A 21,201-nucleotide genomic window follows, 5' to 3' on the forward strand; every position below is an offset into this window, starting at 1 on the left:
CAGCACCAAGCATGCTGCCTGCTGTTTGAACTCAGGGGAAAACGTACGTCTTTGCTTGCTCATCAAACACCTCTCCATGGCGAGCATTCTCGCCTAAATTGGTGTCCAGGTACATTAAACCACTACATAGAGCTGCAGCAGGGTGATATCGACCGAAACCTTATTTACGCACATCCGAAATTTGTCGAGCCCATGCTCGATTACATCGTGCGTGATTTCGAGAAGAGCCGCAGCGTTCTTGGTGAGGTTAGTATCGGCGGCATGGTAATTTGCGACAGTGCCGAACAGGCGCGCCAGATGTTCGAGATTTTTAACGCTATCTATGCAGCTCCGTCCGCATCGGCCTTTGCCGTAGAAGACTCCGCTCAAGAATTGATTGCCGCCACAATGCCGGAGAGCTACGCTGCTCGTAAATTGCTAGAGAACAGGGCGAAAAATGCGGCGCTGATTTTGCATGACGTGGGGAACAAGGAAGAGCGTAAGCAATGGGTTGAAGAATTCAAAGCCGGCAAGATCGATCTGCTGTTTGTCTACAACATGCTGCTCACTGGTTTTGACGCAAAGCGCTTGAAGAAGCTCTATCTCGGGCGGGTAATTCGTTCGCACAATTTGCTGCAAGCGCTCACCCGCGTGAATCGTACCTATAAGGATTTTCGCTACGGATATGTCGTCGATTTCGCAGACATCCGCAAAGAGTTCGATGCCACCAACAAGGCATATTTCGACGAATTGCAGGCTGAGTTGGGCGACGAAGTTGAACATTACTCCAATCTGTTTAAATCCGCAGAAGAGATCGCTCAGGAAATCGAAGCCATCAAGGATATTCTGTTTAGCTTCGATATCGAAAACGCTGAGGCTTTCTCACAGCAAATCAATCAGATTCAGGACCGTGCTACGGTGCTGGCGCTCAAGAAGGCGCTGGCCGATGCGCGCAACCTTTACAATCTGATCCGCTTGCAAGGTGACAATGCGTTCCTTCAGCACCTCGATTTCCAAAAGCTTAACCAGCTCTACCGTGAGACAAGTAACCACCTCGATCTGCTCAACCTAAAGGAAAGCATCGAGTCCAGCACCGATACGAGTAACTTGCTCAATATCGCATTAGAAGATGTGCTGTTCCTGTTTACCAAGATCAAGGAAGAAGAGTTGGTTCTAGCTGACAAGCTCAAGAGCACGCTGCGCCGGACCCGAGAAGCCTTGGTCGATAACTTCGACCAGCAAGACCCGAAGTTCATCACCCTCAGGGAAGAGCTGGAACGGCTGTTTAAGAAAAAGAAGCTGAACGAAGTAAGCCAAGAGGAAATGTCCACCAACATCGGCGCGCTCAATGTCATCTATGACAAGGTCAAGGAGCTGAACCGCCAGAACAATCAGCTACGCGCTAAATACCGAGGTGATGTCAAATTCACCCGAATCCATAAGCGTTTGCAAGAGCGCGGTACGGTAACGCAAACTGAGCGCCGCCTTTTTGAAGCACTTTTCGGCGTCAAGCAACAAGCAGATGAACAGGTGCTGCAAAACACCCAATTGCTGGGCAACGAAAGCTACTTCGGGCGCCTGATGATGCCGATTGTGTTGGACGAGTTCGAGACTCGCCAAAGGATTGATCTAAATCTTGACGCCGCTGACACTATCAATCACTTGATAGTGAATGAATATATGAACGAATTTGCATCAGGTAGCAGAATAGGAGCACAAAGTTGGTAACGCAGGAATTTGAACAACGCACTCGAGAACTAATCGACAGCCTCAAGGCCATATGCGCCGCATTTGGCTTGGGTAACGATGGTAACGAATTTAAGATCATCACCCAGGTCTTTCTCTATAAATTTCTTAACGACAAGTTCGCATTCGAGGCCAAGAAAATCCGACCGGACCTGGCGAAAGACAATAAGTGGGAACAGGCTATCGTTAACCTAAGCGATGAGGAGCTTGGTAAACTTCATCGGCGCATGGGGCCAGACACTGCCCGATTGAAGCCCGAGCATTTTATCGCCCATCTATGGAATCGCCAGACCGCTCCGGAATTTTCCAAGCTATTTGATGATACGTTGCGTGATATAGCGATCAGCAATAATGAAATCTTTGCAGTCAAAACCGATGGTGGTGCCAAGATCACTTTATTCGACCGAGTGAGTGAATTTATCACCGACCCGTCTAAGCGTGATGCTTTCTGTCGCGCCATCATCAATAAGTTAGGGGATTTTAGTTTTGAGCGTATTTTTACGCAGAAATACGATTTCTATGCTGCGTTATTTGAGTATTTGATCAAAGATTACAACAAGGACAGTGGCGGGAAATATGCGGAGTATTACACACCGCATGCCGTCGCCAAGATCATGGCTGCTATCCTTGTGCCAGAAACCGTACGCGGTAAGATTAAAAACGTCAGTTGCTATGACCCTTCTGCTGGCTCTGGTACGCTATTGATGAACATTGCCCACGCGATTGGAGAGCAGCGCTGCAGTATCTATTCGCAGGACATCTCACAGAAATCTTCCAGCCTGCTCCGTCTAAACCTAATCCTTAATAACCTGGTTCACTCTATCCCCAACATCATCCAGGGCAACACTATGTTGCATCCCTATCACCGAGACGGCAAGGTACTCAGGAAGTTTGACTACATCGTCAGCAATCCTCCATTCAAGATGGATTTTAGCGATTTCCGCAATGAGCTGGACACCGAAGAGCATCGGGAACGTTTCTTCGCCGGCGTGCCGAATATTCCGAAGCAGGCCACAGAAAAAATGGCCATCTATCACCTTTTCTTGCAGCATATTATCTATTCGCTCAAACCGGGTGGTAAAGCCGCAGTGGTAGTGCCAACTGGTTTCATCGCTGCGCAAAGTGGAATTGATAAAGGAATTCGTCAGCATTTAGTGGATCGAAAAATGTTGGCAGGCGTGGTTTCTATGCCCAGCAACATCTTCGCAACCACCGGTACCAACGTATCAATCCTGTTTATTGATGCCGCCAACAAAAGTGATGTGGTATTGATCGATGCATCTAGCCTCGGGACCAAGGTCAAGGACGGTAAAAATCAGAAAACACTGCTTTCTGAAATAGAAGAAGATCGCATTATCGCTGCCTTCAACAGCAAAGAGACTGTTGCGGATTTCTCGGTAGTGGTGAGTTACAAGGAGATCGCTGAAAAAAATTATAGTTTGAGCGCTGGGCAGTATTTTGAAGTGAAAATTGAATATGCTGATCTGACATCTGCTCAGTTCAATGCGAAGATTCGAGGGTTTACTGACAAACTAGACGTGCTGTTCAAGGAGTCGGCTCGGCTGGAGAAAGAGATCAAGAAGCAATCAGGAGGATTGCGATATGAGTAAGCTAACTCGTCATAAGTTTGCCGACCTATATCAAATGGCTTCGGGAATATCGTCAAAACCTGAGCAGGCCGGTCATGGAGCGCCATTCCTGTCTTTTTCGGCCGTGTTCAACAATTACTTTTTGCCGGACAACCTCGTTGATCGGATGGATACGTCCGAACGCGAACAAAAGACTTACTCGATTAATGAAGGCGACATTTACTTAACTAGAACAAGCGAAGTTGTCGATGAGCTTGGTATGAGTTCTGTTGCGTTAAAAAGCTACGAGAAAGCCACATATAGTGGATTCCTGAAAAGGCTAAGACCGATAAAAGAGAAAGTAACCTATCCCAAGTTCATGGGATTCTACTTGAGGAGTCCTCTGTTCAGAAAAACTATGACTAACAATGCTGTATTGACATTGAGAGCTAGTCTGAACGAAGAAATATTTTCGTACCTAGATTTGCTTCTTCCTGACTACGACGAGCAAGTTAAATGTGGGGATTTTCTCTATTTGTTGAACCAGAAAATTGACTGTAACAACCGCATCAACGCCGAACTCGCCGCGATGGCAAAGACATTGTATGATTACTGGTTCGTGCAGTTTGATTTTCCCGACACCAACGGCAGACCCTACAAATCTTCTGATGGAAAGATGGAATATAATGACATACTGAAACGAGAAATCCCATTGGAGTGGGTTGGCGCTAACATTCTCACTGTGGCTGATCTGCTCGGTGGTGGAACTCCCACAAAAAAGAAGTCGGAATACTGGGGCGGAACTATTCCATTCTTCACCCCCACTGATGCCGACGGTACCATCTTTAAATTTTCTACAGCAGATTACATTACCGAATCTGGTTTGAAAGGAAGCAGCACTAGGCTCTTCGGTAAGCATACAGTTTTCATCACTGCGCGTGGTTCTGTGGGGCGGCTAGTATTGGCTGGTGGCGATATGGCTATGAATCAATCCTGCTATGCATTGCGAGCTAATCCAGGTGTTAGTCATGTGTATCTTTTTTTTCTTGCCAAAGAATTGATCGAGCATCTAAAGGTCAAGTCTTCTGGGTCAGTCTTCAATTCCATCGTTTCGAATGACATCGAAATGACTAAACTTGCAATTCCGAATAGGGACGTCATAGAGCAATTTTCCGCAATCGTTGAGCCAGTGTTTGAGAAGATTAGCAATAACACTCAAGAAAATGAGGGCTTAGCACAACTTCGAGATTGGCTCCTACCCATGCTGATGAACGGACAGGTCAGAGTGGGGTGACGTCCAAGGTGACCCTTAAGTCCAGTGCATTGACGAATGAGTCCCTGCTCAAGTCAGATTGGGAATCGTCTGAAAGCGTTCTGCGCTGCAGAGGCAGACGTGGAGCGCATCGGATGACTGATTCGGGCGCTTGGGTTGACTGGCGGAGGGGGGCGGAAATAGGCCGGACGTGAGGACTTCTTGCGTTGAAAACGAAAACGCCGACCTGCGTGGGTCGGCGCTTTCATTTTTATTCTTGGTGGTCCGGGCGGAATCTAACCACCGACACAAGGATTTTCAATCCTTATTTCGAATAGATATTTTTTTGCAATAATTCATGATACAGGCAGACAGTTTTTTGTTAAGGGCATAGTTTGGGGCATTCTTCAATCTACCGTCCGTCGAATTTAGCCATCCATAAGTATTGCCAGCCATGATTCGAATCCCCCTCTCGCAAAAAAGCCCGCGCAAAGCGGGCTTTTTCAATCCAAAACAGCAAATGAATCAAAGCCGATTCATCCCCCCGTCTTGATATTTACCACATGATCACGCGCTGCTCCGGCGCCAGGTACATCTTGTCGCCCGGCTTGATGTCAAACGCCTCGTAGAATCCCGGCTGGTTCATCACGGTGCCCTTGGCGCGGAATTCGCCTGGCGAGTGCGGGTCGCTCTTGATTTGAGCGATGGCCGCTTCCGGGCGCAGCTTGGCGCGCCACTTCTGGGCGAAGCCGATGTACAGGCGCTGTTCGCCCGTCAGGCCGTCGAGCACGGGCGATGGCTTGCCGTGCAGCGAACGCTGATATGCCTTGTAGGTGATCGACAGGCCGGAGTTGTCGCCGATGTTTTCACCCAGGGTCAGCTCGCCGTTGATATGGTAGCCGGGCACGGGGCTGTAGGCGCCGTATTGCTTGACCAGCCCGGCGGCCAGGGCCTTGAAGGCGGCGCGGTCTTGCGCCGTCCACCAGTTGCGCAAACGGCCCTTGGCGTCGTATTGGCTGCCCGAGTCGTCGAAGGCGTGGCTGATTTCATGGCCGAAGGTGATGCCCAGCAAGCCGTAGTTGACGGCATCTTCCGCTTTCACGTTGAAAAACGGCGGCTGCAGGATGGCGGCCGGAATCGTGATGGCGTTGAGTGACGGGCTGTAGCTGGCGTTGACGGTTTGCGGCGTCATCGACCATTCGTCGCGGTCGACCGGCTTGCCCAGCTTGGCCAGATTTTGCTGCTGGCTCCACACGCGCGACGCGCGCACGTTGGCGATCAGGTCATGCGGCTGCGTTGCCATGCTGCTGTAGTCGCGCCATTTGTCCGGGTAGGCGATCTTCGGCTTCAGGGCGGCCAGCTTGAGCTGGGCTTCCTTCTTGGTTTCCGGGCCCATCCAGTCCAGCTGCTCGATGCCATCCTTGAACGAGGCGACGAAGTTGTCGAACATGGCCATCACGCGCGGTTTGGTCTCTGGCGGCAAGTACATCTCCACGTAGCGCTTGCCGACGGCATCGGCCAGGGCGCTGTCCGTGAAGCGCAGGGCCAGCTGCCACTGCGGTTCGCTCTGCGGCACGCCGCGCAGCACCGTGCCTTCGAAGGCGAAGCGTTCCTTGACGGTGGCGCTGTCCAGGAATGAGGCATAGCTTTCGATGATGCGCCAGTTCAGGTAGCTCTTCCATGATTCCAGCGGCACGGCAGCCACCGTCTCGGAGAAACCTGTCATGAAGCTGGGCTGGCGTACCACGGCCGAGGTTTCCTTCTTCGCCATGCCGGCGGCGGCAAAGTAGGCTTGCCAGTCAAACGCCGGCGCCAGCGCGGCGAATTGGTCGAAGGCGACGCGGTTGTACGATTTGACGGGATCGCGCATCTGCACGCGCGTCCATTGCACGGCGGCCAGGCGCGTCTCGACGTCGAGGATCTGCGCCGCGTGCTCGGCGGCCTTCTTGTCGCCGCTCATGGCCAGCATCGTCTCGATGTGTTTCAGGTATTTGGCGCGCACGGCTTGCAGCTTGGCGTCGTCGTCCTTCAGGTAATAGTCGCGGTCAGGCAGGCCCAGGCCGGACTGGCTGATGTTGATCGTGTAGCGCTCGGGATCTTGCGCATCGGGCGCGACATAGGCGGAAAACGGCGTAGCGATGCCATTGCCTTGCAGGTAGGCGAACAGGGCCGGCAAGTCCTTCTTGTCCTTCACGGCGGCGACGCGGGCCAGGTCCGCTTTGACGGGTTTGAAGCCGGCGGCATTGCGCGCCTTTTCATCCATGAAGCTGGTGTACAGGTCGGCGATCTTGTGCGCTTCGCTGCCTGGCTTGCCGGGATTTTTCAGGGTGGCGTCGATCAGGCCGCGCAGCTGGCCCTGGGCGATTTCACGCAATTCGATGTAGGTGCCCCAGACGGATTTGTCGGCCGGGATTTGCGTATTGCGGGTCCAGACGCCGTTGACGTAGCCATAGAAATCCTCTTTCGGGCTCACGGCCGGATCGAGGGTTGTCAGGTCGATGCCGGAGACGGGCGCGGCAGGATTGGCGGCTTGCTGCGCGTACAGCGCAGGGGAGGAGAGGGCGAACAAGGCGCAGCAGGCGGCGCTGATCAGGGAACGATGCACGAAGATTCCTTTAATTGTAGTTTGACTTCATGGTGGAGAACATGCTGTCTCCAGGCATGTGGGGCAGGATTATACCTGCCGGGCGCGGCAGGGAATCAACAGGAATGTCGGGGCCGCGCCACCCATTCCTGTGCAGAAGAGGCGCCCATCGCCGTGCCGGCGGGGCGATGCACGCCATGTTGTGCCCCACGAACGCAGGCGGAACGCGTACCATGGCCAGCAAAGGCCCGGAGAACATGGCGCTGCCGTGCGCGCAATGATGTCATCCGGAGGCATTCCACATCTTTCCACAACGATCCATGCACCTTGATATCCGACGTTTCCCCATTTTATTGATGCTGGCGACAGCGCTGGCCATGGCCCCCGGACTGGCGCAGGCCCTGACGCGCACCCATCACTACCATTTCTCGGTGCTCGATGACGCGCAGCGCCCCGTTGCGAACGCCCGCGTGTATACCGTCGAGGCAAGCGGCTATGATCAGGCAGGGGGCGAATGCATCACCGGTCAGGACGGCAGCTGCGCTATCACCTTCACCTCGTTCAGTCCCGTCAACGCGGGGATTGTCGCCGCCGTTGCCGGCGGCTGTGCTGGCTATGCGGAAACCGGCGTGCTGTCCGTGAAGAGTTCCTTCTTCGTCAATGAAGACCGGCTGGACACGGCGGTGACCCTGACCAGGAGCTTGCCGGTGCAGGTATCGGTCAAGGACGAGTTTGGCTTGCCCGTGGCCGACGCGCGCGCCCAGATACTCAGCCCGGCCCATTCGGAACTGGACCTGCGCTCCGGGCTTGCGCCTGTTTGCAACACCAATGCGCAGGGCAGCTGTTCCGTGTGCGTCAACTATGCCAAGCTGGGCCCGAATGTGTGGGCCGATGTCAGCAAGGATGGCTACGTGACTGCGGAAGCGGCGGGAGGACTATCCCATGCGCTGGACGCGACCCTGTATCGGCAACTGCGCACGCTGGCGCCAGTGACCGTGCTCGACAGCAAGGGCCAGCCGGTGGCCGGCGCCACCGTCGATGTGCAGGTATTTCCGGGCGGTCCGGAACTCCGTTGCATGACGGGCGCCAATGGCATTTGTCCTGGCAAGGTGCAGTTTGCTCTGACGGAGCCGAATTTCCGGATGACGGTGAAAGCGCGCGCGCCAGGCATGCATGACGCGACCGCCTATTTTGTCGAGCAGCTGAGCCAGCCGAAAAAAACCTTCGACGTGACCATGACGCGGGAGGACGATTATTTGTGCCGAGCGCTGACGACCCCGGCCTTGACCGCAGTGGGCAAGCAGGTGCTGCCTTCGGTTGAATTGCTGCGCAACATCGTTGCACAGAAGGAGGCCACATTCGACTATGGCAGCATCTGCCTCTCGACCTTCAAGAACAGGAAATACCTGTCGCTGCCCGTGCTGCAGCCGCTTGAACCGGGCAGGCAACGCTTCAGCAATACGCAGCTGGGGTCCATCGTTTTTGACGAGCTGGTGCGCAAGATCCTGGACGTCACCAAATCCTACGGCAGGCTGCCTGTCGATGGCTATGACATCAGCGTTGCGACGCAAGTGGCCGACCGGTCGGAGAATTACCGCAATGTGACGGCCAAGGTGTACCGCTTTTACTTGCCGAAGCAGGCAGTCGAAAAGTACAAGGACAAGGACATCACCAGCCAGCAATTGATCGATGCCTCGGTGGTGTTGCTGAACGACGACAGGATCGAGCTCAAGCTGCAGTAAGCGGCCGCGGCATTCGGGGCGCGAAGGGGGGCGGTGGTGTGCGCGATGGCCTGCCTCGACCGCCGGCCCGCGGTTCTTGCGGCGGGATGCCGCCAGTCGCAGCGCGAGGGCAGAAATGCCACAGCCAGGCGGGCGGGCCTGGCTGTGGATAGTACGGCGGGTGCGCTCTGCAGCGTGCTGCCTGCAGAGCGCACCCGGGGGTGCTGCAATCAGAACTGGTTCATGGTGTTGTCCTTGCCGGCTGCCTTCAGTGCCGCTTCGCCGCTGAAGTAATCCTTGTGGTCATCGCCGATGTCCGAGCCGGACATGTTTTGATGTTTCACGCAGGCGATGCCCTGGCGGATTTCCTTGCGCTGCACGCCGGCCACGTAGCCCAGCATGCCCTGGTCGCCGAAGTATTCCTTGGCCAGGTTGTCCGTCGACAAGGCTGCCGTATGGTAGGTCGGCAGGGTGATCAGGTGGTGGAAGATGCCGGCTTCGCGGGCCGAGTCGGCCTGGAAGGTGCGGATCTTCTCGTCGGCCGTGGCGGCCAGTTCCGTCTGGTCGTATTCCACGCTCATCAGCTGGGCGCGTTCATAGGCGGACACGTCCTTGCCGGCCGCTTTCATCGCGTCATAGACTTGCTGGCGGAAGTTCAGGGTCCAGTTGAACGACGGGCTGTTGTTGTACACCAGCTTGGCGTTCGGGATGACTTTGCGGATTTCGCTCACCATGCCGCCGATTTGCGCGATATGCGGTTTTTCCGTTTCGATCCACAGCAGGTCGGCGCCGTTTTGCAGCGACGTGATGCAGTCGAGCACGCAACGCTCTTCGCCGGAACCGGCGCGGAACTGGAACAGGTTGCTTGGCAGGCGTTTCGGGCGCAGCAGCTTGCCTTCGCGCTTGATGATGACGTCGCCATTGCCCAACGCATCGGCCGACACTTCTTCGCAGTCGAGGAAGGAGTTGTATTGGTCGCCCAGGTCGCCTGGTTCATTGGTGACGGCGATCTGCTTGGTCAGGCCGGCGCCCAGCGAATCGGTGCGGGCCACGATGATGCCGTCGTCCACGCCCAGTTCCAGGAAGGCATAGCGGATGGCGCGGATCTTGGCCAGGAAGTCTTCGTGCGGCACCGTCACTTTACCGTCCTGGTGGCCGCATTGTTTCTCGTCGGACACCTGGTTTTCGATCTGGATGCAGCAGGCGCCCGCTTCGATGAACTGTTTCGCCAGCAGGTAGGTCGCTTCGGCATTGCCGAAACCGGCGTCGATGTCGGCGATGATGGGCACGACGTGGGTGACGTGGCCGTCGATCTTGGCCTGGATGGCTTGCTTGTCGGCGCCTTGTGCCGCATCGAGCTGGCGGAACAGGCCGCCCAGTTCGCGGGCATCGGCCTGGCGCAGGAAGGTGTACAGCTCCTTGATCAAGGCCGAGACGGCAGTTTTTTCATGCATGGACTGGTCTGGCAGCGGGCCGAACTCGGAGCGCAGGGCGGCCACCATCCAGCCGGACAGGTAGAGGTAGCGGCGGTCGGTGCTGTTGAAGTGCTTCTTGATGGAGATCATCTTCTGCTGGCCGATGAAACCGTGCCAGCAGCCCAGCGACTGGGTGTACTTCGATGGGTCCGCATCGTAGGCGGCCATGTCGTTGCGCATGATCTTCGCCGTGTAGCGGGCGATGTCCAGGCCGGTCTTGAACTTGTTCTGGGCGCGCATGCGGGCGGCGGACTCGGGATTGATGGCGTTCCAGGCGCTGCCTTGTTGCTCTTTCAAACCGGCAACAGCTTTGATGTCGTCTTGGTATTGGGACATGTGAATCTCCTAAAAAGAAAGCTATGTTTGAGAAAATCGCCGAGTGCGCCACAACGTCTTGTCGAAGCAAACTGCATGACTAAATAGTAGGCTGATTCACATTGATCTTCAAGTCTTATATAAGACATATAACTTAAATTAAGTATTTGTTTTTAAAGGTATTAATTACTATTTTTCGGGATATGAAATGAATTTTCAAAAAGTGAGAGCGGCGAGGTGGGCCGTTGACCCAGCAGATCCCGCGATGTGAAACGCCTTTTCAGATTTTGGTGCAGCGCGGCATTCGGGGCGAAAAAAAAGCCACCCGAAGGTGGCTTTGATCGACGGCGCAGCGTCTAACGTCCCACGGTCTGCCGTTGATCCTTGATGAACAAGGCCGTCAGCATGCCGATCACGCACACGCCGATCACGTAATAGGCGGGACCCAGTACGTTGTTCTTCAGCATCAGGGTCACGACCACCGGCGTCAGGCCGCCGAAAATCGCGTACGACAGGTTGTAGGAAAACGACAGTCCCGAGAAGCGCACCTGCGCCGGGAAGGCTTGCACCAGCACGTAGGGCACGGCGCCGACGACGCCGACGAACAGGCCCGTCATGGCATACAGGGGCAGCAGCAGGTCGGGGCGGCTGCCGACGGTGGTGTAAAAGATATACGTGGAAATGGCCAGCAGCACGGAGCCGACGCCGATCACGCGCTTGCCGCCCAGGCGGTCGGCCAGCATGCCGGCGATGATGCAGCCGAAGGCCAGGCACAGGGTCGCCACGGTATTGGCCACCAGGGTGGTGCGCGGGGCGATGTGGTGGATCTTTTGCAGCAGGGCCGGCGTCATCAGGATGACGACGACGATGCCGGCCGACAGCATCCACGTCAGCAGCATCGAGACGACAACGGCGCCGCGATGGCTGCGCAGCACGGATTTCAGGGGCATTTCCGTCGACAGGGCCTTGCGCTGCTGCATTTCCGCAAACACGGGCGTTTCATGCAGCCAGCGGCGCAGATACATGGCGCCGAAGCCGAAGATGCCGCCCAGCAGGAACGGGTAGCGCCAGGCGCCGTCCGTGATTTCTTGCGGCGTGTAGACGGTGTTCAAGCCCGTCGCGACCAGTGAGCCGAGCAAAATGCCCACCGTCAGGCCCGCCGTCAGCACGCCGCAGGCAAAGCCCGTGAAGCGGCTGGGCACGTGCTCCGAGACAAACACCCAGGCGCCCGGCACTTCGCCGCCCACGGCCGCGCCCTGGAAGATGCGCATCAGGAGCAGCAGCAATGGCGCCGCCAGGCCGATGGTGGCATACGTGGGCAGCAGGCCGATCAGCAGGGTCGGCACGGCCATCATCAGGATGGAGAGGGTGAACATGCGTTTGCGGCCCAGCAAGTCGCCGAAGTGCGCCATGACGATGCCGCCCAGCGGGCGCACGACATAGCCGGCGGCGAAGATGCCGAAGGTTTGCAGCAGGCGCAGCCACTCGGGCATTTCCGGCGGGAAGAATAGCTGGCCGATGGCGTTGGCGAAGAAGACAAAGATGATGAAATCGTAGAATTCCAGCGCGCCGCCGAGGGCGGCCAGCGACAGGGTCTTGTAGTCTTGTTGGGTGAGGGGACGGGTTGCGGCGTTGCTTGCGGCGGAATTGGAGGTAGGCATGTGTCTCGTTCTTGTGTGTTATCGGAGATTGCCAGACCTAGCATACGCATTTCCGCCGATTCAGTAAACGCCGCGGCGGGCCGCCCATGCCGTGGTTTCCTCAGCCACATTTAATAAAACGCAACTATCATCGCCCTCCATTGTGGGACTACGCAGAAAGGAATGGGGATGCAGATCATGATCGTGGGCGCCAGCCGGGGACTGGGACGGGCGCTGGCCGATGGCCTGTGCAATGACGGCCATGCCGTGACCGGCGTGTCGCGCCAGCGGCCTGCCGACCTGGATAGCATCGAGGGCACGCAGCTGCAATGGATCGCGGCGGACATGGCCGATCCCGCCGAGGCCGTCGCCTGCATCGCGCGCGAAGCACCCGCCGAGCTCGACGCCGTGATCTACAACCTGGGCGTATGGGAAGAAAAAGCTTTCAGCGACGATTACGCTTTCCTCGATGATGCCGACGAGGCCATCGTCGACATGATCCATATCAACATCACGGCAACGATCCTGCTGCTCAAGCGCCTGGTGCCCAGGCTGCTGAACAGCCGCAAGCCGCAGCTGATACTTACGGGCTCCACCTCCGGCCTGCGCCAGAGCGGCCGCCCGGAAGTGGCGTTCAGCGCCTCGAAATTCGCCCTGAACGGTATCGCCGACGCCTTGCGTGAAAGTTTCCGCGCACAGGGCCTGGCCGTGACGGTGCTGCAACTGGGCTATTTGAATACGCAGGATGGACTGGACGTGCCGCTGGCGGATGCAGCGGAGCGCGGTGGTGGCGCGCTGATGCCCGTGCACGATGTTGTCGCCGTCGTGCGCATGCTGCTGAGCTTGTCGAATGTGTCGTTCGTGCGCGAACTGGTGATGCCGGCGATCCGCGACGAGCGGTTTTAAGCGCTACGCGCCTTCGCCGTAGAGCTCGCTCCAGCCCAGCCGTTCTTCCAGCCAGTCGTCCACTTCGGACGAGTCCATCTGCAGCAGCAGCGCGCCCAGGCGCAAGTTGCCTTTGGCCATCGCCAGCACGGCAAAGATGGCTTCCAGCACGACGGGGTCAAGCTGGCCTTGCAGGTCGCGCGCCGCGATGGCGGGCAGCTGCGCCCAGGCATCGCGGTAGCTGTCGGCCAGCCAGTCCGGCAGCGGCGGATTGTGGGGGCGGTGGCGCTCCAGCTCGATCAAGGCGATGAGGGCATAGAAATCCTCGGGGCGTGACGGGGCGCCAGCCAGAATATGGACGAGCTGGGGCACGGCCGCATACGAGGCGACACCCACATCGCCCTGGTGGTGCAGTTCTTCCCACAGTTCATGCCACACATCCTCGCCCGCCTGCATGGCCTTGAGGGCGCCGCTGGCGTCATACGCAATGCGGTAGCCGCCTTCCAGGGTGGGCCAGACGGGGGCGTCGAGTGATAAGAGCATGGAGTCTTTCGTGTTGTTTTTCATCAAGCCGGCCGCGCATACGCGAACATGTGCTGCACGTATTCCGCCTTGCCGAGCGGCACGCCGTTGTGGCGCAAGATGTTGTACGCCGTCACCAGGTGGAAATAGAACTGCGGCGTGGCCCAGTTCACGGCGTATTCGTGGCCCGTCATGTCGAAGGTCAAGCCATCGGCCAGGGTGATCGACACGGTCTGCTGCGCGCTGGCGTCGAGCAGGGCGCGGTCGGTGGCGCCCAGGATCAGCAGGGTATCGGCGACCAGTGCCTTGGCGGCTGCCATGTTCGCGGGCGTGTCGAGCCGGGGCAGCGCTTGCCGCGTCAGCCGGCATGCGGCCTCCTGTGCCTGGGTACAGCTAAATTCCACCTGCCGGGCCAGGCTGTGCATGTCGGGCGCCAGCCGCGCGTCGAGCAGGTTTTGCGCATCGAAGCCCAGTGCCTGGGCGCGCTCCTCGCCCTTGCTTAACAGCGTCGTCAAAGACTGCAGCATTTGTGCAAAGCATGGGATGGTGATGGCGTAGAGCGACATGGATATTCCTCGACTGAATGGCGAAAGCGGGATGCCTGGCGCAAGGCAGGGCCTGAGCGGGCCAGATATTAGCATATTGAAATGTGTAATGAATTGCTCAAGTTCTGCCGTTCCCGCTACCATGGCAAGCCCGGATGGCGGCCTCGGCTGCTTGCCTGGCATTGCACATTTCCCATCAATAGGACCTTCATGAAATCAGCCGTCACTGCTGCCGCCTTCGCCACCTTGCTGGGCCTGCTGCCCGCCGCCGCGCAAGCGCAAGATGCGCGCGATCAATTCTTCGCCACCCTGAAAAGCCTGTGCGGCCAGCAATTCGAGGGGGTGCTGGTGTATCCCAAGGATCCCCAGCATGATTTCGCCGGCAAGCGCCTGCATGCGGTTTTTGCCACCTGCAGCGAGCGGCAAATCAAGGTGCCGTTCCAGGTGGGCACGGACCAGTCGCGCACCTGGATCTTCAGCCGCACGCCGGAGGGGCTGGCCTTGCAGCACGACCATCGCCACGCGGACGGCACGCCTGACGCCGTGACCATGTATGGCGGCATGGCCAGCACCAATGGCTCGGCCTGGTCGCAATCCTTCCTGGCCGACGACTACACGGCCAAGCTGGTCAAGGGTGCCGCCACGAATGTGTGGACCGTCAGCGTCAGCGCCGACGGCACGATCCTCACCTATCACCTGGAGCGCGATGCCCAGCCGCGCGCCACCGTGGTGTTCAGGCGCAGCGGCGCCGGTTAAGCCGTCAGCCTTGCTCCGCGCCCAGCACGCCGGGGCAATGCTCGAACCAGCCATCGTCTTCTTCCCGGGCGATGAAGGCGGCAATCCGTGCCTGGTCTTGCGGCGGCGCGGCGGCCAGCAGGGTGTTGAAACAGGCGATGGCGGATGCATGGCGCGTGCCGGCACCGTTGGCGATGCTGACGAGAAAGTCTCCGGCCCAGTCGGGCAAGGTATCGATCAGGCGCGGCAGTTCGTGCAGCAGGGCGCTGCAATACGCTTGTTCGCCAAAGCGCCACGCGGCGCGGTTGGCCGTCTGGTAGGCGCCGTAATCGTGTTCGGCCTGCACGGACTGGAAAATGGCCTGCGCATGGTGCGCGCCTTCCGCGCCCGTCAGCGCATCGAGCATGGCGCAGTAGCGCTGGAAGCGCCGCTGCGCTTCATCGGCCGGCGTGCTGCGGTCGGCATCCTGGACGATATTACCGACACTTAAAAGTTCGGCTTTCCAGCGATCAAAGGCTGTTGGCATGGGCGTGGGTGAGAGTGACGGTGGCAGTCATTATGCCCGCGCCAGCCGTGTTTCGGCGTGTCGATTGAACATGCTACAGTCCGCCATCGCCGCCATCGCCGCCAGCCTGGCGCGGCCTGCCTTGGATCATGATCGATGCCCACCTGGACTTCCCCGCCGCAACTCGTCGCCCTTGCCGCTTTTTATGAGAGGGCTCAAGCCCAGCCGGATGCCATCGGCGATGCGGCGTTCGTGGCGACCGTGCAAAACGCCCACTGGCCCACCAATTGCTGGAGCTACGTGGAGGCGTCGTTCGCCATCATCGCCCCCGCCTGCCTGCTGCGCCCGCACCTGACGGCCGACCTGATCGCCTTGCCCATCGACGCCATGATCGCCGGCGGCCTGGAGGATGCGGGGCAAGTCATCGCCATCGGCCTGGCCTGCGCCACGCGCGGCGCGCCGTATGTGGCGCCCGGCGAGGAGGGCAAGCGCTGGCTGACGCAGGTGTGGCCGACACTGGGAACCATGGTGGCGACGGTATTTCAGTCCCGGTGGCAGGCGGCGATGGCGGACGAGGACTGAGGCTGTCCGCCGCTCTTGACGCCAAGGCGCCGTTTGCGTTAGGGTATACGTAACTACTTACATATATGCTGCGATCCCATGTCCAAGCTGCAAACCTATGGCTCCCTGATGCTGGGCAGCCGCCTGCGCCGTCTTTCCGATCAACTGTATGCCGGTGTCGATGCCAGTTACCTGGCGGCCGGCGTCGAACTCAGTTCGCGCTGCGTCCCCCTGTTGCTGCTGTTGCGCGACAACGGCCCCACGGCCATCACGGCGCTGGCCGCACAGATCGGGCAGACGCATCCCGTGGTGGTGCAGCTGGGACGCAAGCTGCTGGACGCCGGTGTCGTGGCGGACATGCCGGACGCCAAGGACGAGCGGCGGCGCCTGCTGGCGCTGACGGGGGCCGGGCAGGCGCTGCTGGGCACGATGGCGCCCCTGTGGGACGATGTGCGCGCGGGCGTCGATGCCGTGTTCGAGCACGCCACGCCGCAATTCATGGCCTTGCTGGAGGGGGCCGAGGCGCGCCTGCAGGCGCAGGGTTTCGGCGAGACGATCGCCGCGTGCCGGCGCCGGCGCGAGCGTGCCGCCGTGGAGATCATCGATTACGCGGCCCAGTACGCGGCCGACTTCAAGCGCCTGAATATCGAGTGGCTGGAGCGCTATTTTTATGTCGAAGCACTGGACGACAAGGTGCTGTCCGATCCGCAAAGTTCCATCCTTGACGCTGGCGGTCAGATTTTCCTCGCGCGCCTCGACGGCCGCATCGTCGGCACCTGCGCCCTGATCCGCGCGGGCGGCGACGCTGTCGAATTGTCGAAGATGGCCGTCACGCCCGCATGCCAGGGGCTGGGCATCGCGCGCCGGCTGATCGAGCGGGCCTTCGATGCCTTCGAGGCCAGCGGCGCGGCGCTGCTGTTCCTGGAATCGAACAGCAAGCTGCAACCGGCCATTCAGTTGTATGAAAGTAGCGGTTTTGCCCACGTGGCGCGGCCAGCGGGCGAGGCGCATTACCAGCGCGCCGACGTCTACATGGAGTGGCAGGGCAGGCAGCGCAGCTGAACGCACCCATCGGCCGTCTCTCGCGTTACAATACGCGCTCCCATAACGGAACCTTGGTTCCACTATCGAGAGACGCCGACGCCGCATGCCTTCCTTCCCGATGCCCTTCCCGCAAATGATCGTCCCACCGGAGCCTACCCAGGCGCGCAGCAAGCAGGCGTTCGAGCGCCTGCTGCAGGTGGGTGAACAATTACTGGCGGAAAACCGTTTCGATGAAATCGGCGTGGCCGACCTGGCCAGGCTGGCGGAGACCTCGGTGGGTACCTTTTATCGCTTGCTGGGCGACAAGGACACCCTGAGCCGCCTGTTGCTGCAGCGCTTTTTTTCCGACATGGTGGAAAAGGTCGAGGCCCTGACGGAGCTGCGCCAGTGGGAAGGGCGCAGCCTGGAAGCGTTCATCCGCGCCATGGTGGCCATGTTCGTGGCCGTGAATGGGGGGCGCAGCGGCGTCCTGCGGGCCCTCATCACGCGCGCCTCGCAGGATGCGCAATTCCGCGACAGGGTGCACCAGATCAATCATCTGATCTCGCAGCGCACGGTGGCCGTGCTGGCCAGCAAGTCTTCCAGCATCCGCCACCCGAACCCCACGCAGGCGATGATGGTGGTGCCGCCCGTGCTGCTGGGCATCCTGAACCAGCATACCCTGACGGGCTCCCTGTCCTTTTTGTCGGGCACGGCGCTGGAAGATGAACTGGTGCGTGTTGCTTTAAATTACCTGACCTAAGATATTTATCGATTTAACTTGAAATCGGAATTCGGATTCCGTATTATGTTTTCCAACAGCAGGAAAACATATTCCTGCACCTGAACACAAAGCATGTTCAACAGCAAGGAGACAGAATGCGGCGTCACACGACATCCGATGTTCCATTGCATTACCTCGACCTCGGCGCGGAGACAGGGCAGGGCGATCCTGTGTTTCTCCTGCATGGCCTCGGTTCCTGCGCCGAAGACTGGCGCCCGCAGATCGACGCCCTGGCCAGTGCGCACCGCCTGATCGTGCCCGACATGCGCGGCCATGGCGCCAGCCCCGCTCCCCGCGGCGACTGGCAGATCGGCGACTTTGCCAACGACCTTTTCAACTTGATGGACCAGCTCGACGTGCCGCGCGCACACATCGTCGGTTTTTCGCTGGGCGGCATGGTGGGCCTGGAAATGGCCAACCGCGCCCCTGGCCGCGTGGCCAGCCTGTGCCTGATCAATTCGCAGCCCTTCCAGGGCCGCAAGCCGGCCGCCTTGCTGTTTACCTACTGGCTGCGCCGCACGGTGATCGCCACCTTCGGCCTGAAATCCATGGGCAAGATCATCGGCAAGAAGCTGTTTCCCGATGCGCCACAGCAGGCGCTCGTCGAGCGTTTCGCCGCGCAGATGGCAGGCATGGACAAGCGCGCCTATCTGGCCGCGCTGGACGCCATTTTCCACTGGGATATCGATCCGCATTTCCAGGCCCTGGCCATGCCCGTCCTCATCATGGCGGCCGACCAGGATTACACGCCCGTCGAAAGCAAGCGGGTCTTTGCCGCACAGTTTCAGCATTGCCAGTTCGAGCTGATCGCGCATTCGCGCCACGCCACGCCCCTGGACCAGGCGCAGCGTGTGAATACCCTGTTGCAGTCCTTCCTTACCATAAATTCAAAATAAACAGGCCACTCGCCGCACGGGCCGGGGCTGGATATCGTTATCGCAAGGCAGGTGCTCGCTTCACGCGCGCGGGTACCGCTACGTCTTGTGATCCTGAACTCCGGCCGTTTTCCCGGGCGGCAAGCAAGCCTGACATTGGAGACGCTATGAAACTTGCTATGAAATTGTTGCCCGCCGCACTCGCCGTTGCCAGTGCCTTTGCCACCCATGCCCAGGCGCAGGAAGCCGGTCCGGCCAACGCGGCCAGCGCCCAAAGCGCCAGCGAGGCCAGCGAGGCGAAAGAACGCATGGACACCGTGACGGTCTCTGCCCGCCGCCGCGAGGAGCGCCTGCAGGACGTGCCGCTGGCCGTCACGGCGTTTTCCGCCAAGGCGCTGGAACGGGCGAATATCCAGAACCTGGCCGACTTGCAGGAGCGCGTGCCGAACCTGACCGTATACGCTTCGCGCGGCACGAATACCACGCTGACGGCCTTCATCCGCGGCGTGGGCCAGGCCGACCCCGTCTGGGGCGTGGACCCGGGCGTGGGCATTTATTTCGACGACGTCTACATGGCCCGCCCGCAAGGCGCCCTGCTCGACGTGTTCGACGTGCAGCGCATCGAAGTGCTGCGTGGCCCGCAAGGCACCCTGTATGGCAAGAACACCATCGGCGGCGCCATCAAGTACATTTCGCGTCCGCTGGCGAAGGAAAACGGCGCCTCGGCGGAAGTGGGCATCGGCAATTACAACCAGCGCAATTTCAAGGCCGCCTTCAACGTGGCCAACGAGAACGGCACCTGGCGCGCGCGCCTGGCCGCCGCCAAGCTGGACCGCGACGGTTTCGGCCGCAACACGTTCAATGGCGAACAGGTCAGCGACCAGGACAGCACGGCCACGCGCCTCTCCGTCGGCTACTTCCCGCAAGACATCCCTTTGAGCATCGTGCTGAGCCTGGACGCCACGGACGATAAATCCGGCGTGCGGGGTTTCCAGCGCATGGGCGTGAGCGCCTTCGATCCGCTCAAGCGTCCGCCCAGCACGGATGCGTACGACATCCAGAGCGGCATGCCGGGCAACAACTTCACGCATAACCGGGGCGGCTCGCTGGTGGCCAACTACACCGTCTCGAACGACTGGTCCGTGAAAGTGATCGGCGCCAAGCGGCGCAGCACGTCCGAGCAAACCATCGACTTCGACGGCTTGCCGCAGCCCATCGCCGACGTCTTTGGCGATTCGCGCGACGAGCAGAAAAGCCTGGAGCTGCAAGCGTCGTACAGCGGCGACTATGGCGCCGGCGTGATCGGCCTGTACCGTTTCGAGGGCACGGCCGGCGGCGGCATCTACAACAACTTCCTGGGCCGCCAGTTCCAGGCCGCCGTCAGCACGGTGGAAACGGACAGCACGGCGCTGTACACGGACTGGACCTGGCCGGTGGGCAAGGTCTGGAGCATCAACGCGGGCTTGCGCCACACGCGCGAGGACAAGCGCGCCATCGTGCTCAACCGCGCCTTTGCCGATGCGGGCTTCACGCGGCCGATCCAGACGGCCGCCGATTTTGATAAATCTTTATCCGTGAGCAATACCTCGCCGAAATTGTCCGTACGCTACGAAGCGTCGAAGACGACGAATTTCTACAGCAACCTGTCGCGCGGCTTCAAGTCCGGCGGCTACAACGTGCGCGCCAACAACCTGGTGGTGCCCGATTCCGCTCGCCCGTACAAGGATGAAAAACTCGATGCGCTGGAAGTGGGCATGAAGTACGCGGCGCCGGACGATACCTTCGATGCCAACGTGGCCCTGTTCTACAACCGCTACAAGGATATCCAGCTGTCCGTCTTCACCAGCTATGTGCAGCCGGGCGGCTTGCCCGGCTTCTATGGCGACTTCACGAATGCGGGCAAGGCGACCGTGAAAGGCGCCGAGTTCGAATTCTCGTGGCGGCCGAACCGCCAGTGGGAAGTCAACGGCTTCCTCGCCTTGCTCAATGCCGGCTATGACGAGTTCATGAGCGGCGGCCAGAACATCGCGGATACGCAAAAGTTCAGCAACACGCCGCGCCGCCAGGTGGGCTTGAACCTGACGCGCACGGACCGCGACGTGTTTGGCGGCGCGCTGCGCAGCATGGTCGGCTACGGCTACCGCAGCAAGGTGTATCCGACGACGGACTTGAGCGAAGTGCTTGCGCAGGGCGGCTACAGCATGTGGACGGCCGGCGTCGTGTGGGAAGCGCCGAAGAACTGGACCTTCAGCCTGCACGGCAGCAACCTGGGCAACAAGCGCTACCGCACGGATGGCTACAACATTCCGGCGTTGTACATCCTCGACGGCTTCTATGGCCCGCCGCGCCAGATCATCGCCAAGGCCGGCTACAAGTTTTAAGGTTCTCAACTAGCGGGGCTGGCTCCATCGGGTCCGGCCCCGCCGGTAGGAAGTGCCGGCCTGGCTAACGCCCAGGCCGGTTGGTTGTCACTGTTCTCGTCGTCA

Annotated in this window: 17 protein-coding genes; 11 read left to right on the forward strand and 6 right to left on the reverse strand. The window is 59.3% G+C overall.

All coding sequences use genetic code 11. The annotated features are described in order from the left end of the window. The 3 genes from ACZ92H_RS24545 to ACZ92H_RS24555 all read left to right on the forward strand — a co-directional run. The coding region (locus tag ACZ92H_RS24545; RefSeq protein WP_465051336.1) for a type I restriction enzyme subunit R domain-containing protein at positions 1-1,707 on the forward strand (1,707 nt) is incomplete at its 5' end. Next, positions 1,701-3,335, forward strand: coding sequence for an HsdM family class I SAM-dependent methyltransferase (locus ACZ92H_RS24550; protein ID WP_465051337.1), 1,635 nt, complete (start codon positions 1,701-1,703; stop codon positions 3,333-3,335). The genes ACZ92H_RS24545 and ACZ92H_RS24550, both read left to right, overlap by 7 nt. Further along, complete coding sequence (locus ACZ92H_RS24555) at positions 3,328-4,587, forward strand: restriction endonuclease subunit S (protein ID WP_465051338.1); 1,260 nt, start codon at positions 3,328-3,330, stop codon at positions 4,585-4,587. Before ACZ92H_RS24550 ends, ACZ92H_RS24555 begins: the two co-directional genes overlap by 8 nt. Positions 4,588-5,101: 514 nt before the next feature. On the opposite strand, the gene ACZ92H_RS24560 is transcribed toward ACZ92H_RS24555, so the two are convergent. Then, positions 5,102-7,150, reverse strand: a complete 2,049-nt coding sequence (locus ACZ92H_RS24560) for a M13 family metallopeptidase (protein ID WP_465051339.1) — start codon at positions 7,148-7,150, stop codon at positions 5,102-5,104. Positions 7,151-7,449: 299 nt separating this feature from the next. Between ACZ92H_RS24560 and ACZ92H_RS24565 the strand changes: the two genes are divergently transcribed. Then, the gene (locus ACZ92H_RS24565) at positions 7,450-8,871 is read left to right on the forward strand and encodes a carboxypeptidase-like regulatory domain-containing protein (protein ID WP_465051340.1); all 1,422 of its coding nucleotides are present in this window, start codon (positions 7,450-7,452) and stop codon (positions 8,869-8,871) included. A gap of 209 nt (positions 8,872-9,080) precedes the next feature. Here ACZ92H_RS24565 and ACZ92H_RS24570 read toward each other — a convergent pair whose 3' ends face one another. Together ACZ92H_RS24570 and ACZ92H_RS24575 are read right to left on the reverse strand one after the other, a co-directional pair. Then, positions 9,081-10,661 (reverse strand): isocitrate lyase, encoded by a 1,581-nt coding sequence (locus ACZ92H_RS24570; RefSeq protein ID WP_092798247.1) that lies wholly within the window; start codon positions 10,659-10,661, stop codon positions 9,081-9,083. A 335-nt stretch (positions 10,662-10,996) separates the two neighbouring features. Further along, on the reverse strand, positions 10,997-12,301 hold the full coding sequence (locus ACZ92H_RS24575) for an MFS transporter (RefSeq protein WP_465051341.1): 1,305 nt from the start codon (positions 12,299-12,301) through the stop codon (positions 10,997-10,999). A gap of 168 nt (positions 12,302-12,469) precedes the next feature. Here ACZ92H_RS24575 and ACZ92H_RS24580 point away from each other — a divergent pair, with 168 nt between their 5' ends. Then, positions 12,470-13,186 (forward strand): SDR family oxidoreductase, encoded by a 717-nt coding sequence (locus ACZ92H_RS24580; protein WP_465051342.1) that lies wholly within the window; start codon positions 12,470-12,472, stop codon positions 13,184-13,186. A 3-nt stretch (positions 13,187-13,189) separates the two neighbouring features. On the opposite strand, the gene ACZ92H_RS24585 is transcribed toward ACZ92H_RS24580, so the two are convergent. Both ACZ92H_RS24585 and ACZ92H_RS24590 read right to left on the reverse strand, forming a co-directional pair. Next, the gene (locus ACZ92H_RS24585) at positions 13,190-13,708 is read right to left on the reverse strand and encodes a hypothetical protein (protein WP_465051343.1); all 519 of its coding nucleotides are present in this window, start codon (positions 13,706-13,708) and stop codon (positions 13,190-13,192) included. A 23-nt stretch (positions 13,709-13,731) separates the two neighbouring features. Continuing rightward, complete coding sequence (locus ACZ92H_RS24590; RefSeq protein ID WP_465051344.1) at positions 13,732-14,253, reverse strand: DUF1993 domain-containing protein; 522 nt, start codon at positions 14,251-14,253, stop codon at positions 13,732-13,734. Between the two features lie 189 nt (positions 14,254-14,442). Between ACZ92H_RS24590 and ACZ92H_RS24595 the strand changes: the two genes are divergently transcribed. Further along, on the forward strand, positions 14,443-14,988 hold the full coding sequence (locus ACZ92H_RS24595; protein WP_465051345.1) for a hypothetical protein: 546 nt from the start codon (positions 14,443-14,445) through the stop codon (positions 14,986-14,988). A 4-nt stretch (positions 14,989-14,992) separates the two neighbouring features. On the opposite strand, the gene ACZ92H_RS24600 is transcribed toward ACZ92H_RS24595, so the two are convergent. Next, a complete protein-coding gene (locus ACZ92H_RS24600) occupies positions 14,993-15,493 on the reverse strand; it encodes a hypothetical protein (RefSeq protein ID WP_465051346.1) in 501 nt (166 codons plus the stop codon). 135 nt (positions 15,494-15,628) lie between these two features. Between ACZ92H_RS24600 and ACZ92H_RS24605 the strand changes: the two genes are divergently transcribed. From ACZ92H_RS24605 to ACZ92H_RS24625, 5 genes are all read left to right on the forward strand, one after another. Next, on the forward strand, positions 15,629-16,054 hold the full coding sequence (locus tag ACZ92H_RS24605; protein ID WP_131374074.1) for a hypothetical protein: 426 nt from the start codon (positions 15,629-15,631) through the stop codon (positions 16,052-16,054). Positions 16,055-16,132: 78 nt separating this feature from the next. Further along, complete coding sequence (locus ACZ92H_RS24610; RefSeq protein WP_465051347.1) at positions 16,133-17,095, forward strand: bifunctional helix-turn-helix transcriptional regulator/GNAT family N-acetyltransferase; 963 nt, start codon at positions 16,133-16,135, stop codon at positions 17,093-17,095. Positions 17,096-17,180: 85 nt separating this feature from the next. Beyond that, the gene (locus tag ACZ92H_RS24615) at positions 17,181-17,819 is read left to right on the forward strand and encodes a TetR/AcrR family transcriptional regulator (RefSeq protein WP_465051348.1); all 639 of its coding nucleotides are present in this window, start codon (positions 17,181-17,183) and stop codon (positions 17,817-17,819) included. Between the two features lie 116 nt (positions 17,820-17,935). Further along, positions 17,936-18,736 (forward strand): alpha/beta fold hydrolase, encoded by an 801-nt coding sequence (locus tag ACZ92H_RS24620; protein ID WP_465051349.1) that lies wholly within the window; start codon positions 17,936-17,938, stop codon positions 18,734-18,736. 158 nt (positions 18,737-18,894) lie between these two features. Beyond that, positions 18,895-21,096 (forward strand): TonB-dependent receptor, encoded by a 2,202-nt coding sequence (locus ACZ92H_RS24625; protein ID WP_465051350.1) that lies wholly within the window; start codon positions 18,895-18,897, stop codon positions 21,094-21,096. Positions 21,097-21,201: the final 105 nt, after the last annotated feature.

The organism is Janthinobacterium foliorum (genome assembly GCF_978021625.1).